A 13901-nucleotide genomic window follows, 5' to 3' on the forward strand; every position below is an offset into this window, starting at 1 on the left:
ATGAAAGCATGGTCTCTCCTTATACAGACTGGAAACCGCCTTCCAGATCTTCGATGATATCATCAATATTCTCCGTACCGATAGACAGACGAATCGTATTGCTGTAGATTCCCTGCTCATTCAGCTCTTCCTCAGACAGCTGTGCATGGGTGGTGGAAGCCGGATGGATGACCAGAGACTTCACATCTGCCACGTTTGCCAGAAGCGAGAACAGCTCCAGATTATCACAGAACTTTTTCGCTGTCTCCTTGCCGCCCTTGATCTCGAAGGTGAAGATGGAACCGCCTCCGTTCGGGAAATATTTCTTATACAACGCCTGCTGCTCCGGATCGGTGGATACGGAAGGATGATGCACACGCTCTACCTGCGGATGGTTGTTCAGATACTGTACCACCTTCAGTGCATTCTCCACATGACGTTCCACGCGCAGAGACAGTGTCTCCAGTCCCTGTAAGAAAATAAAAGCATGCACGGGAGAAATGCAGCCGCCCATATCACGCAGAAGCATTGCACGGATTGCTGTCACGAAAGCTGCACCCGGTACTGCCTTGGTGAAAGTCACACCATGATAGCTGGGATTCGGAGTGCACAGATGAGGGAACTTGCCGCTGCCCTCCCAGTCAAATTTACCATTTTCCACGATCACACCGCCTAAGCTGGTGCCGTGTCCGCCGATGAACTTCGTAGCAGAATGTACCACGATATCTGCACCGTACTCAAAAGGACGTACCAGATAAGGAGTAGCAAAAGTATTGTCTACTACCAGAGGCACCTTGTGTGCATGGGCGATCTGTGCCAGACGCTCGATGTCTACCACATCCGAGTTGGGGTTGCCCAGAGTCTCGATGTAGAGAGCCTTGGTGTTCTCCTGAAAGCTTGCTTCGATCCTGTCATAATCGGAAGGAGCCACGAAAGTAGTGGTCACACCGTAGTCCACCAGGGTATGCGCCAGCAGATTGTAGGTGCCGCCGTAAATATTATTTGCAGAAATGATATGATCTCCCTGTTTTGCCAGGTTCTGGATCGTGTAGCAGATGGCTGCCGCTCCGCTGGCTACTGCCAGAGCTGCGGTACCGCCCTCTAATGCCGCAATACGCTGCTCAAAGACACCCTGGGTAGGGTTGCCGAGACGACCGTAGATCTCACCGGGATCTTCCAGTCCGAAGCGTGCTGCTGCATGGTCGCAGTTGCGGAATACATAAGAAGATGTCTGATAAATGGGAACGGCTCTCGCACCGGTCACGGGATCAGGCTGCTCCTGTCCCACATGTAACTGTAATGTCTCGAATTTTAAATTACGCTCTGCATAGGGCTTTTTGCTCATGTTCTGCCTCATTTCTGCACTTATCTGTGTGCTGTGTGTTAGTCATATAGTAGCTTATCTATTCCTAGGAATCTACTATAAAAACATGCTAAAACACAATCAAAAATATGTCAATGTAAAACTTTAGTGCAGCAGATATTTTTTACTTCACCAGCCGGTCCTTATACTTCAGCCATTTTCCCGTACGTACCCTGTTAGTGAACAAAAATGCCCGTACGACCCAGTCCATGGTCATAGCGATCCAGACGCCAATGACGCCAAGTCCCAGACCCTGTCCCAGGATATATGCCATGCCCACACGGCAGAGCCACATGGAAGCGATCGCCACGATCATGGTAAATCTCACATCTCCCGCAGCGCGAAGTGCATTGGACTGTGCAAAGGACAACGGATGCACCAGCATACAACATACACAGCTGTAACATAACAGAAAAACAGTTATTTTCATTGTCTCCGGACTCAGATGATAGATTCCGCAGATCGGCCTTGCAAAAATAATCATGGGAATTCCCAACAGGATCATACAGGCATATGCTACTTTCATCATTTTTTTCAGATAATATAATGCCTGCTCTGTTTCTCCTGCGCCGATGCACTGTCCGATCACAGTGATCATTGCCACACCGATGGCATTGGCAGGGATCTGCTGAAAGCTGGCAATGCTGCCCGTTACGGCATTCGCCGTCGTAGCAGCCATTCCAAAACCGGCGATCAGACTGGTGGTCAGAAGCTTACCGATCTGGAAGATACTGTTTTCCAGTCCGTTGGGAACACCGATATACAGAATCTTTCCCAAGATTTTCGTATCGATCCTCCAGTGATTGCTCACTATGATCTTGTCACTTTTTCCAAGCAGCACTATGATCATCACAGCCGACAATATTCTGGAAAACAGCGTGGACAACGCAGCACCGGCAGCACCGATCCTTGCACCATAGATCAGGATCGCATTTCCGGCAATATTTACCAGATTTGCCACCAATGACACTTTCATGGACACCTTGGAATCTCCCACCGCACGGAACAGAGCCGCACCACCGTTATAAATTCCCAGAAAAGGAAAGGACACCGCCACAATATAAAAATAAATTCTTGCGGCATTCATGACATCCGCCTCCACATTTCCGTAAAGCAGTGCCAGCAATCCCCGGTTCCAGATCAGTGCTATCATCATAAACAAAAGTGCCACACCTCCAACCGCTATAAACAGCTGATTGGAGGCCCGGCCTACCATTTCCTTATCTCCGTGTCCCATATATTGCGCCGCCACTACGGCACCGCCGCTGGCCATGGCCGTGAACAGACCGATCAGCAATACGCAGATACTATCCACCAGAGAGATTCCGGATACCACAGCTTCTCCACAACTGGCCGCCATCACCGTGTCCGCCATTCCCATTGCGATTGCCAAAAACTGCTCTATGATCAGCGGCCACAATAATTTTTTCAGTGCATCCTGTGAAAATAACATTTTTTTCTCTTCCGTCATACCTTACATCGTTCCTTTATCATCACATTAACAACTGCCAAAATATCACATTGTCATTGCATTGTAAATAAAAATGTAATTTTATGATTCAGTAACTATTCAGCACCCCATTCGCAAAACCGCCTCTACGAGGCTTTCTTGGAGAACAGGCCGGCCTGTTCTCTGCTCATTGTGGTTACTTCGCCCTATAAATAGTTACAGCTCCTGATATACGAAATAGTCCGCAGCGACCAGGCCGCCTTCCATACCTTGCTCATTGATGGCAAACAGTCCGTCCTTGACACCGACCCAACGGCCCGGAGTTGCTTCCACCATCTGTCCCACAGGCTGTAGGTTCTCTTCCGCAGTTCCCACATAAAAAGTACGGTAGTTCTCCTTCTCCACCTTCATCTGGATATAAATGACATCACTGTTCCATTCGCCCAGACCGGTGCGCACTTCATCGTCCTTCGTCCAGTTGCCGGTGCGCTGCTGTAAGCTCATCTTTCCGTTTATTTTCTGCACCGCAAGTGCTGTATAGCAACCGCCCAGCGATACCAGTCCTGCCACATCGCCGTCTTTCATCTCTTCCAGATGCAGACAGGTGGTAATGGAGAATTCCGGTGCCGGCCACTTCTGTAATAACAGATTGCTGATATCGCACAGCTGTGTCTTCGGGTCTGCGGCCTGGGCATGAAGAATGAGCTGGCCGTTTTCCAGATCATACCATTCCTTTTTATAATTGGCATTCCACTGCCACTGTAATCCCAAGTTTTCTCCTTCGAAGAAATCGCTGTCCTCCGGGGTATCGATAGGATATGCAGCTCCCACTTTCGGCTTCTTGTAATGCAGTACTGGTTCGCCGCAGCCGTCCACCTCATTCACACCGATCACCGGCCAGTCATTCTCCCAGTGCATAGGCTGCAAATGAACGATACGTCCTGCATTGCCCACATCCTGGAAATGCAGGAACCAGTCCTGTCCGTCCGGGGTATCCACCCAGGCACCCTGGTGAGGTCCGTTGACGGGAGAATTGCCCTGATGCAGAACAATCTTTTCCTCCCAGGGACCGTAAATATTTTTCGAACGAAGTACCGTCTGCCAGCCGGGCTTTACGCCGCCTGCCGGAGCAAAAATATAGTAATAACCGTTTCTCTTGTACAGCTTCGGTCCCTCGATGGTGGGCTGGGTCGCATGGCCATCATAGATGAACTGACCGTCATCCAGCACTCCGGAGCAGTCCGGTTCGATGGGAGACATATACAGCATGCTCTTGAAACCGATACGGCTTCTGGCGAAAGCTGTCACCATGTATGCTTTGCCGTCCTCATCCCAGAAAGGACAGGGATCGATCCAGCCCACGACCTTACGCACATAAGCCGGCTCGCTCCACTTGCCGAAAGGATCCGTGGTCTTGCACATCATGATGCCCTCGTCCGGCATGGGGATAAATACGTAATAAGTTCCCTCATGATAACGGATGGCCGGTGCCCAGGTACCACAGCCGTGTACCGGCTTGTCATAATAGTCAAAGGGAAGCTTGTCAATGATGTAATTGATGACCTTCCAGTTCACCAGATCCTTCGAATGCAGCAGAGGCACTGCAGGGGTGTTACAGAAGCTGGAAGCGATCATAAAATAATCCTCTCCCACACGAATGGCATCCGGGTCCGAATAATCGGTATACAGGATCGGGTTGATATAGGTGCCGTCGCCCTGATCAGCGATCCACATTTTATGTATCTTGGTCTTGTCCATAATTTCTCCATTCCGCAGCCTTTGCCGCCTTTTATTTACGAATGCAGGTGTTCAACACTCATTTGATAATAGTTACCTGTTTCTGAACAATTTCAGTATAACAGATGTTCCCTTGTATCGCGTGCCATTTTCCCATTAGTTTGTGTCAAATCTTGCATTTAGCGACTATAAATGTCATAATAGTGACAAAAGTTGCAGGAGGGAATCCCATTGAGTTTCTTTTACCAGAACCGTCAGGAACAGCTTTATTTATATTTATCCAAAAACAACCCCTATGCCGTCCATCTTCACAGACAGTTGGAGTTGATCTATGTATTGAGCGGTTCCACCACCGTCACCGTGGAACAGCAAGATTTTTTACTTACCCCCGGTCAGGGTGTTCTGGTTTTTCCGAACCAGATGCATGGCCTGAAGCATGTGGAACCCGGTCAGAATCTGCTCTGTATCTTCGAGCCGGATTTCTGCCACTCTTTCCGCCATTTTTTCCAGAACAAAAAGCCTGCCCGCAATGACTTTACCGTCTCCTCCCTGTCAGAGCACAGCCGTATTGCCCTGCAGGGACTTAAAACACTGGCCGCTGCCATGGAAAAGGATCGTCCCACACCTTCCGATGTACAAGTCTATGCGGAAGGGTATCTCACACTCCTGCTGGCAGACCTGCTGCCATCGTTGCCTCTGCAAGTGCGTAAAAACACAGATGACCTGGAATTGGAGCAAAGACTGCTTCTCTATCTGGATGCCCACTATACCGAAGAATTGTCCCTGGAAAGTCTCTCGAAAGAATTCGGTGTCAGCCGCTTTGTCCTGTCCCGGATCTTCACTGAGAAACTCCACACCACTTTTCCTGATTACGTGAACTCCCGAAGGCTGGACTATGCCAGAGATCTTCTATTGTCCACGGAGCTCTCCGTGACGCAGATTGCGCTGGATGTGGGATTCGGAAGCTCCCGCACCTTTTTCCGGGCCTTTCATTCCGCTTATCACACCACTCCCGGAGCTTACCGCAGGCAGAAAGAATCTTCCTGATCCCTTCCCTTACGCTGTATCCACAGAAGTTCCTCTCCCGCCCGGATATAATCTTTCCAGGTACCGACGATCTGTCCCCGCTCCGGGATCTGGCACATTTCCACCGTCACCGCCGTATCCACGCCTTCCCTTGCCAGGCCCTCCTGATCAAATTCCATCAGCAGTTTTCCTTTGCGCACGATCTCGTTTTGCAGGACATTGCAATGATAATAGGCGCTGTGCAGTTCTTCCCTGTCTCTGCAGATATTCAACAGCAGTTCCAGTCCGCTGTCCGTGCGGAATCGGATCCGGTTTCCCATGGGATAGAGTTTCAATACCTTTCCTGCCGTGGGCGCATAGACCTTTCCATCCTCTGGCACAATGCTGATACAGCCAGTTCCGGCATCAGCGGTCTCTTCAGCGGTCTCTTCCATGCGCTTACGGATCTCTCCGTTCACCGGGCTGCCTATAGTGACACCTTCCCTCACCAGTTGCCTGGCTGCTGTATTTTTTCTCTCTTCCCTGTCTTCCCCTGTCTCTTCTGTTTCTTCCATTTTCCACCGGATACTCCTGCCAGACCAGAAGCCGACCAACAGTCCCAGCACTCCCGTTGCCACGATGTCATACATCTGCATGTTTCTACCTTCCTTTTTCCATGATAAGGTTCCCGCTCCTTATTCTGTCTCATTTTCGGGAAAACATGCCATTTTTTCATTCATAACTTCCAAAAGAAGTGCCGCCACGATTCCTGCCGCCATGCAGAACAGATTCCGGGATGCGGTCTCCGGAGATGTGGCAAAACTGTTCCATGGAACCGTCATCACTGTAGCTGCACTGATGATCCCGAAGATCCCGTGGGACATCCCCGCATACTGTTTTTCAAGCAGGCGGTTTACCAGCCTGGCCAGGCACACAAAAGTCACCACGCAGCCGGTCATTCCGGGAATCAACACCTCTGGCCGAAGATGACCGATCCCCTCTACGAACGGTGTATACAGCCCTAAGGGCATCAGTAGTGTAGAAAAACTCATCCCCGGAGCGATCACCGACAGAGCAAGGGCAAATCCACAGAACAGATACGCTCCGAGTCCCGGCTCCACTGCAGTCTTGGAAGTCTGCAACGAAAACAGCAAAAAAATCATTGCCGCAAACGTCACTCCGGTGACGATCCTGTTTCCTCCGGTCCTGCCCTGCTCTCCCGCTTCCCGCCACAGGGACGGCAGCATTCCGCCGATCAGCCCCACAAATACACAGACCGATTGCTCCGGATAGGTCTCCAACACATAAGAAAGCAGATTCGCCACACCTAAAAATCCCGCCGCAGAACCGATCATATAAGGGAATAATTCCGGCAGATGGGTCCGCCACTTATGTACCGGATCCGACAGCAGCTCCATGATCGGTCGATAGACTCCGAACACTACACTTAAAACGCCGCCGGATATCCCCGGGAGTACTGCTCCCAGACCGATCAGCGCCCCTTGTAATACTTTTCCCAAAAATCTAAGATCCATCGTCATTCTCCGCATCCTGTCACTCTTAAAATCATATGCTTTTTCCTTAGGAAAATAGGTCTAAAAATCAAAGATAATTATTGACATTTCGATCAGGGCAATGGTATACTCTAACCGTATTCTAAATGAAAGTCATTGATCTCACATATTTTTGTAAGACATTGCTACTTTTTCACGGATGCTTTACAAAAATATGTGATTTTTTTGTCCTACGTTTTAGAATCATCAAAAGGATCAGGCAAAGCCTGAATTATTAAAGGAGGTACCAATAATGAATAACGGTACAGTTAAGTGGTTCAATGCTCAGAAGGGTTATGGTTTCATCACCAACGATGCTAACGGCGAGGAAGTATTCGTACACTTTTCCGCAATCAACGCTGATGGTTTCAAGTCTCTGGAAGAGGGCCAGAAGGTAACTTTCGATACCGAGTGCGATCCTCAGAACAGCAGCAAGATCCGTGCTACCAACGTTACTGTTGTAGCTTAATAGCAAGACAGACCAAAAGGATCAGTCCCACGGGACTGATCCTTTTTCATGCCCGGAATCCTCTCCACCGCTCCGCAGAAATCTCCGGTTTCGTCACAAGACATTCCGGATCCGGTGCCAGCACATGCCGTACCACCCGGAACACTTTCTGCGCATCACACAGCAGACACTTCGCATCTCCGAACATCACCACTTCCACTGCTCCACAATCCAGAAACGCCTGGTTCAATTTCACAAAATCTTCCGAGATATGGGGCTGGTCGGGATTATAGTGTTTTCTCATATATACTTTCTTTTCTCTTCCGTCCGGCAGGATCGTTGTCAATAACATGGGCTCCGCCGCCAGACGATTCGGAACATTCAGCACCTCTTCCACGCTGTGGATGTAAGTATTGCGCTCATGTCCAACGCCAACCAACAGAATCTTACCACCGCAGTCTTTCAGCCGGTCGTAGGCTCCTCCCGGGGTACATGGAGTGTTACGTTCTTCCTCTCCTGCCAGATATTCGGCAGCATTTTTTCCGTACCCCGCTAAAGAATGGGTGGGATGCAGGGAGCGCACCACACCCTCTCTCTGCCGGAACAGATTGGTCAGCAGTCCCACGCAGGATGGGGTATTACGATAGTCATACACCGGGTGCTGTGCATTCACATTGGCCCAGGTATGGGTCGGCAATAGCAGAAGGCCTTCCGTAAAATATTCCATCCAGGCATCCAGCACGATATCCGCACCGCCCTCCACTTCTCCGATGGCCTTCATGGAAGAATGGATCAGGATCGTCTCTTTTCCCGTAAGTCCCACATTCCGTAACTGCTGTTTCAATTCTTCTTTGGTATACATATTTTTTCCTCGCATATCGCATATAGTAAAAGGCCGGTTTCCTGGGGAGCATGGAACCGACCTTTTTATGCTGTTTTCTCTACTTTCCCGCTTCCGGTACAAAACTGTCGAAGATGAAAATATCGAAATGTTTTCTCGCTTCGTCCAGTTCCTTCTGGCTCTTGATGGTCCATGCGGCTGCAGTATTATGGTACAAACCTCTGCAAAGCTTCCGGGACAGGATTTCAGGATAATGATGATTGTATGCCACAAAATCCGGCTTGGTCACGAAGTTCAGCAGCAGATTCTGCAATACAAAATATAATATCCCGACATACTCTCCTTCTTTCAGAAAAGCATCGGACAACTGGCCTCGCACCAGATCCGGATGTTTCTTCCGATACCACCACACACCCAGAGGGTTGAAGGACTCCATGCAGTACATTCCCTTGTAGGCCCGCAGCATTTTATCTGCAATGGGGCACAGGGACAGGTCGGTACGCTCGATCTTGAACTCCACGATCAAAGGCACTTTTCCGTCTACCATCTTCAATACATCCTCAAACTTCGGAATCTTCTCCACAGAATCGCACAGGTGAAACTGCTGCAATTCCTCGTAGGTATAATCACTGATCTTGCCTTCGCCGCCGCAGACTCTTTTTAATGTAAAATCATGGAACACCACGGGAATCCTATCCTTCGTCAGCTGAATATCCAGCTCGATACCGAAGCCTGCATCCACGGCCTTGCGGAATGCCGCCATGGAGTTCTCCGGTGCTTCTGTGGCATTGTCATGCAGACCTCTATGGGCATAAAGCCATTCTTTAAAAGGGGCTGTGTCCGGTTTGTGCAGCATCCTCGGCATGATCATGAGAAAATACAGAACTGCGAGAACTACCAAAACAATCAATAAGATTCCTAATACTTTCATTCCTATAACCTTCTATCTTCCTGTAACTTTTTACAGCGAATCCATACCGTTTCTATCACAGTATAGATTCGCTGCCTTTTACTTTAATCCACTACTCTTTTATTTTCAAGTAGGTATTTCTTAAGATTCTCCAAAGAGCTTACAACACATTTGTCAAATTGTATCGTCCTGCCAAGTATATACCGAAGTTATCCGCATCAGTCATCTACGTCAAAGTTTTCCAGAATACTCTCTTTTTTCTGGGGCTTCACATCGCCGTGACGTACCTGGGTCATAGTAAGGAATGCCATCAGGGAGAAGAAAAGGGCATAGGGAAACAGGGTGTTATAGGACACATTTTCCAATAGGAATCCAGATAGTACCGGAGTCAGGATCTGCGCTGCCATGGAGAACGTATAATAGGTTCCGGTGAATTTCCCCACATCGCTGCCACTGCTCATGGCCACGATCATCGGATAGGAATTCACATTGATGGCTGCCCATGCCACACCGATCAGGGCAAATGCCACATTGACGATGGGGTGATATTCTCTGGCAAAAATTGCGCCACCATAGCAGGCTGCCATCAGCAGAACACCGCCCATGATAGTCTTCTTACGACCGATCTTCGCAGAGATGTTTCCAATGGGAATATAGCTCAGAATAGCAGCTACCGTCGCTACCATCAGACAGTTGGCGAAGCTTCCGCCCTCCATCTTCCATACTACTTTCGTATAACGGGAAAATGCTGTGGTCACGGCATTATAAGCGGTGAACCATAAGAAGATGGATGCCAGCATGAAGTACATACTGCGCTTCACATCCTTCGGCATGTCCTTGGCGCTTTCGGTCTTTGCCGTCTTCTGTTTTTCCTCGAAAGCTTTTGCCTCTCCGGTGTCTCCCACTGCCTCGATCTCTCCGGCAGCTTCCACGCCTTCGGCCATCGCTTTTTCTTCTATGGTGTCTGCGTTTGCGGCTTCTGCCTTTTCCACTTCTTCCCGCAGCTTATTTTCCCGGATGGTGATCACGAGGATTCCCACTGCAATAGCCATGACTGCAGCAATGCTGGCAAACAGCGGCAGGTAATCCGGTGTTTCCCCTTTGCCCACCAGTACCTTGATCATGATCAGGGCATAGACACCGCCTACGGCTCCCATAAGGTTGATCACCGCATTGGCGCGGCTGCGCAGATGGTTCGGCGTCACATCCGGCATCAGTGCTACCGCCGGAGAACGGTACAGTCCCATGGACACCAGCGTGAGGAACAGCACCCCTAAAAAGAACACCTGGTTACTGAAGGACCCTCCGGTGGCCCATCTTGCCTTCTCCGCATTATCGATCATCGGCAACATCATCATGAAGATCACTGCCAGGATCGTCCCCACCACGATAAATGGCATTCTTCTGCCAAGCTTCGTATGTACCTTGTCTGACAGCATACCGCACACCGGCAGCAGGAAGATGGCCAGCACATTGTCCAGTGCCATGACCGCTCCCGTCATAGTCTCTCCCAGATGATAGGTGTTCTGCAGGATCAGCGGGATAATGTTGTCATACATCTGCCAGAAAGAACAGATGCTAAGAAAAGCCAGTGCGATCAGAAACGTTCTTTTGTAATTTAATTTTGTCTCCATAAGAAAACCTCCCAAGTTGATAGTTCTATTCTATCAAAGGGGAATGCTTCTCGCAATCTTCGGGGGTAAAATTGAGGTAAATTTTCTTTCCGGAACTGCTTTTGCATTGGGCGCCTGTTTCGAAGCATCAGCCACCACGAAGTGACGTAAGTCGTTCCAGCATGGCACACTGGCTGGTCCACCGCCCGATAAAACGCTGAAATATCACACTTTCTCCTTGAAATATGTGGGCTTTTATGTATAATGGAAGAAGTGACTTTGTAACGCATATAAATAAGAAGAGGTTTTTAGAATGATCAGTGCAAACAACGTAACTTACCGTGTGGGTAAGAAAGCATTATTCGAAGATGTCAACATCAAGTTTACCGAAGGCAACTGTTACGGACTCATCGGAGCCAACGGTGCCGGTAAATCCACCTTTTTAAAGATTCTGTCCGGTCAGCTGGACACTACCAAAGGTGATATCGTCATCACCCCCGGTCAGCGTCTCTCCGTGTTGGAACAGGATCATTTCAAATACGATGACAACGTGGTTATGGATACCGTTATCATGGGTAACGAACGTCTCTTCCAGATCATGAAGGAAAAGGATGCCATCTATGCCAAGGAAGATTTCAGTGACGAGGACGGTATCCGTGCCAGCGAACTGGAAGCGGAATTCGCCGAGATGGACGGTTGGGAAGCAGAGTCCAATGCTGCCATGCTGTTAAACGGTCTTGGCATCGGCACCGAGTTCCACTACTCTCTCATGAAGGATCTGGACGGCAGCCTGAAGGTGAAGGTCCTGTTGGCCAAGGCACTGTTCGGTAACCCCGACATTCTGCTGCTGGATGAGCCGACCAACCATCTGGATCTGGATGCGATCGCATGGTTGGAAGATTTCCTGATTGATTTCGAGAATACCGTTATCGTAGTATCCCATGACCGTTACTTCCTGAACAAGGTATGTACCCAGATCGCTGACATCGACTACGGCAAGATCCAGCTGTATGCCGGTAACTACGACTTCTGGTACGAGTCCAGCCAGCTGCTGATCAAGCAGATGAAGGAAGCCAACAAGAAAAAGGAAGAAAAGATCAAGGAACTGCAGGAGTTTATCTCCCGTTTCTCCGCAAATGCTTCCAAGTCCAAGCAGGCTACTTCCAGAAAACGTGCACTGGAAAAAATTGAGTTGGATGATATTAAGCCTTCCAGCAGAAAATATCCTTATATTGACTTCCGTCCCGAGCGTGAGATCGGTAACGAGGTACTGGCTGTGGAGCATCTGTCCAAGACCATCAACGGTGAAAAGGTGCTGGATGACATTTCCTTCACTCTGGGCCGTGAAGACAAGGTGGCTTTCGTAGGTAGCTGCGAGCTGGCGAAGACTACTCTGTTCCAGATCCTGGCCGGGGAAATGGAGCCGGACGAGGGAACCTACAAGTGGGGTGTTACCACTTCCCAGTCCTACTTTCCGAAGGACAATACCGCAGAGTTCGACAACGATATGACCATCGCCGACTGGCTGACCGGTTACTCTCCCGTGAAGGATGCCACTTATGTACGTGGTTTCCTGGGACGTATGCTGTTCGCCGGTGAAGACGGTGTGAAGAAGGTTCGTATTCTCTCCGGTGGTGAGAAGGTGCGCTGCCTGCTGTCCAAGATGATGATCAGCGGTGCCAACTGCCTGATCCTGGATGAGCCCACGAACCATCTGGACATGGAGTCCATCACCGCACTGAACAACGGTCTGATCAAGTTCCCCGGTGTGGCACTGTTCTCCTGCCATGACCACCAGTTCGTACAGACCACCGCCAACCGTATCATCGAGATCCTGCCAAACGGCAGCCTGGTAGACAAGATCACTACCTACGATGAGTATCTGGCAAGCGATGAAATGGCAAGAAAGCGTACTGTATTCACTGCACAGACCGAGGACGACGAGAACTAAGACAAATAAAATGGATGCCGGTAATGCCGACATCCATTTTTTGAAAGGAGCTTTACTATTATGGTAGATTTACATGTACACTCCACCTGCTCCGATGGCACTTTCACCCCGGAGGAATTAGTCGATTACGCGATGGAAAAGGGACTGCGTGCCTTCGCCCTCACAGATCATGATACCGTAAACGGATTGGACCGGGCGATCCGGTATGCGGAAGGATCCCCGGCTGACGCTCCTGCGCCTCAGGTGCCGGAAGTCATCCCCGGTATAGAACTTTCCACAGAATACCAGGGAAAAGATATCCACATGGTGGGACTTTTCATTGATTACCACCAGCCGGATTTTGCTCATTACCTGGAGGATTTCATCCATTCCCGGGAGAACCGCAACGAGAAAATGTGCGCACTCCTTCGAGAACATGACATTGATATCACCTATGAAGCGCTTCTGGCAGAATTCCCCGGTGCAGTTATCACCAGGGCGCATTTTGCAAGGTATCTGCTCTCCCACGGCTATATCCAGAGCATGAAGGAAGCATTTGACCGCTATGTGGGCGACCACTGTCCCTGTTTCGTTCCGAGAGAAAAGGTGACCCCCGCTCAGGCGGTGGAGCTGATCCTTGGTGCCGGCGGCGTTCCCGTGCTGGCGCACCCGATCCTCTACCATATGAGCGACGAGCGATTGGATAACCTCGTGGCAGAATTAAAGAGCATCGGCCTCGTGGGTATCGAAGCCATCTACAGCACCTACAACACTGCTGAAGAACGCCAGATCCGGGGTCTTGCCTCCAAATACGATCTGAAGATCAGCGGCGGCTCCGACTTCCACGGTGCCAATAAGCCCAAGATCGACCTCGGCACCGGCTGGGGCAAGCTGTATGTGCCGGATGAAGTGCTGGAAAATCTGCGCCCGGGCCGGAAATAACTGGAAAGTTAGTAAAGAAATGCTATCAAATCCCCGTAGCCCTTGGCAAGGTATAAGAAACGCGGCACGCTCGCGCTCTGTCGCAGAGCGTAGCGGTACATAAGCGGTCACAATACGACCGCTAAGTACC

General features: G+C 49.8%; 12 protein-coding genes. 4 read left to right on the top strand and 8 right to left on the bottom strand.

Annotated elements, in window-relative coordinates:
- Positions 1-19: 19 nt before the first annotated feature.
- The 3 genes from ACLTOH_RS01965 to ACLTOH_RS01975 form a co-directional block, all read right to left on the bottom strand.
- Positions 20-1324, bottom strand: a complete 1305-nt coding sequence (locus ACLTOH_RS01965) for an O-acetylhomoserine aminocarboxypropyltransferase/cysteine synthase family protein (RefSeq protein WP_337418095.1) — start codon at positions 1322-1324, stop codon at positions 20-22.
- 142 nt (positions 1325-1466) lie between these two features.
- The gene (locus ACLTOH_RS01970; RefSeq protein WP_337418097.1) at positions 1467-2795 is read right to left on the bottom strand and encodes an MATE family efflux transporter; all 1329 of its coding nucleotides are present in this window, start codon (positions 2793-2795) and stop codon (positions 1467-1469) included.
- A gap of 213 nt (positions 2796-3008) precedes the next feature.
- Positions 3009-4550: a glycoside hydrolase 43 family protein gene (locus ACLTOH_RS01975; protein WP_412223214.1), complete on the bottom strand. Its 1542-nt coding sequence runs from the start codon at positions 4548-4550 to the stop codon at positions 3009-3011.
- Between the two features lie 210 nt (positions 4551-4760).
- On the opposite strand from ACLTOH_RS01975, the gene ACLTOH_RS01980 reads away from it, so the two are divergent.
- Positions 4761-5576: an AraC family transcriptional regulator gene (locus tag ACLTOH_RS01980; protein WP_022312832.1), complete on the top strand. Its 816-nt coding sequence runs from the start codon at positions 4761-4763 to the stop codon at positions 5574-5576.
- On the opposite strand, the gene ACLTOH_RS01985 is transcribed toward ACLTOH_RS01980, so the two are convergent.
- Both ACLTOH_RS01985 and ACLTOH_RS01990 read right to left on the bottom strand, forming a co-directional pair.
- Entirely contained in the window at positions 5549-6190 is a 642-nt protein-coding gene (locus tag ACLTOH_RS01985) for a PTS glucose transporter subunit IIA (protein ID WP_227062935.1), read from the bottom strand. The genes ACLTOH_RS01980 and ACLTOH_RS01985 overlap by 28 nt on opposite strands.
- 39 nt (positions 6191-6229) lie before the next feature.
- A complete protein-coding gene (locus ACLTOH_RS01990) occupies positions 6230-7069 on the bottom strand; it encodes a DUF368 domain-containing protein (protein WP_412223215.1) in 840 nt (279 codons plus the stop codon).
- Between the two features lie 271 nt (positions 7070-7340).
- Here ACLTOH_RS01990 and ACLTOH_RS01995 point away from each other — a divergent pair, with 271 nt between their 5' ends.
- Entirely contained in the window at positions 7341-7556 is a 216-nt protein-coding gene (locus ACLTOH_RS01995; protein ID WP_022154211.1) for a cold-shock protein, read from the top strand.
- 46 nt (positions 7557-7602) lie between these two features.
- On the opposite strand, the gene ACLTOH_RS02000 is transcribed toward ACLTOH_RS01995, so the two are convergent.
- The 3 genes from ACLTOH_RS02000 to ACLTOH_RS02010 form a co-directional block, all read right to left on the bottom strand.
- Positions 7603-8397 carry an AAC(3) family N-acetyltransferase gene (locus ACLTOH_RS02000; protein ID WP_118668217.1) on the bottom strand — a complete coding sequence of 265 codons (795 nt, stop codon included), beginning with the start codon at positions 8395-8397 and terminating at the stop codon, positions 7603-7605.
- Between the two features lie 79 nt (positions 8398-8476).
- Positions 8477-9307: a glycerophosphodiester phosphodiesterase family protein gene (locus ACLTOH_RS02005; protein WP_262594739.1), complete on the bottom strand. Its 831-nt coding sequence runs from the start codon at positions 9305-9307 to the stop codon at positions 8477-8479.
- Positions 9308-9504: 197 nt separating this feature from the next.
- Positions 9505-10920, bottom strand: coding sequence for an MFS transporter (locus ACLTOH_RS02010; RefSeq protein ID WP_412223216.1), 1416 nt, complete (start codon positions 10918-10920; stop codon positions 9505-9507).
- 292 nt (positions 10921-11212) lie between these two features.
- Between ACLTOH_RS02010 and ACLTOH_RS02015 the strand changes: the two genes are divergently transcribed.
- On the top strand, positions 11213-12850 hold the full coding sequence (locus tag ACLTOH_RS02015; protein ID WP_022312289.1) for an ABC-F family ATP-binding cassette domain-containing protein: 1638 nt from the start codon (positions 11213-11215) through the stop codon (positions 12848-12850).
- Positions 12851-12910: 60 nt separating this feature from the next.
- Entirely contained in the window at positions 12911-13771 is an 861-nt protein-coding gene (locus ACLTOH_RS02020; RefSeq protein ID WP_118539667.1) for a PHP domain-containing protein, read from the top strand.
- Positions 13772-13901 lie beyond the last annotated feature (130 nt).

Source organism: Waltera sp. (genome assembly GCF_046969025.1).
In the GTDB taxonomy this organism is placed as follows: Bacteria; Bacillota; Clostridia; order Lachnospirales; family Lachnospiraceae; genus Acetatifactor; species Acetatifactor acetigignens.

Excerpts from the sequence above, each read along its gene's own strand:
- ACLTOH_RS01995 (WP_022154211.1), top strand. The coding sequence starts at position 7,341 with ATGAATAACGGTACAGTTAAGTGGTTCAATGCTCAGAAGGGTTATGGT.
- ACLTOH_RS02015 (WP_022312289.1), top strand. The coding sequence starts at position 11,213 with ATGATCAGTGCAAACAACGTAACTTACCGTGTGGGTAAGAAAGCATTA.
- ACLTOH_RS01970 (WP_337418097.1), bottom strand. The coding sequence starts at position 2,795 with ATGTTATTTTCACAGGATGCACTGAAAAAATTATTGTGGCCGCTGATC.
- ACLTOH_RS02000 (WP_118668217.1), bottom strand. The coding sequence starts at position 8,397 with ATGTATACCAAAGAAGAATTGAAACAGCAGTTACGGAATGTGGGACTT.
- ACLTOH_RS01985 (WP_227062935.1), bottom strand. The coding sequence starts at position 6,190 with ATGCAGATGTATGACATCGTGGCAACGGGAGTGCTGGGACTGTTGGTC.
- ACLTOH_RS01990 (WP_412223215.1), bottom strand. The coding sequence starts at position 7,069 with ATGGATCTTAGATTTTTGGGAAAAGTATTACAAGGGGCGCTGATCGGT.
- ACLTOH_RS01975 (WP_412223214.1), bottom strand. The coding sequence starts at position 4,550 with ATGGACAAGACCAAGATACATAAAATGTGGATCGCTGATCAGGGCGAC.
- ACLTOH_RS01965 (WP_337418095.1), bottom strand. The coding sequence starts at position 1,324 with ATGAGCAAAAAGCCCTATGCAGAGCGTAATTTAAAATTCGAGACATTA.
- ACLTOH_RS02020 (WP_118539667.1), top strand. The coding sequence starts at position 12,911 with ATGGTAGATTTACATGTACACTCCACCTGCTCCGATGGCACTTTCACC.
- ACLTOH_RS02010 (WP_412223216.1), bottom strand. The coding sequence starts at position 10,920 with ATGGAGACAAAATTAAATTACAAAAGAACGTTTCTGATCGCACTGGCT.
- ACLTOH_RS02005 (WP_262594739.1), bottom strand. The coding sequence starts at position 9,307 with ATGAAAGTATTAGGAATCTTATTGATTGTTTTGGTAGTTCTCGCAGTT.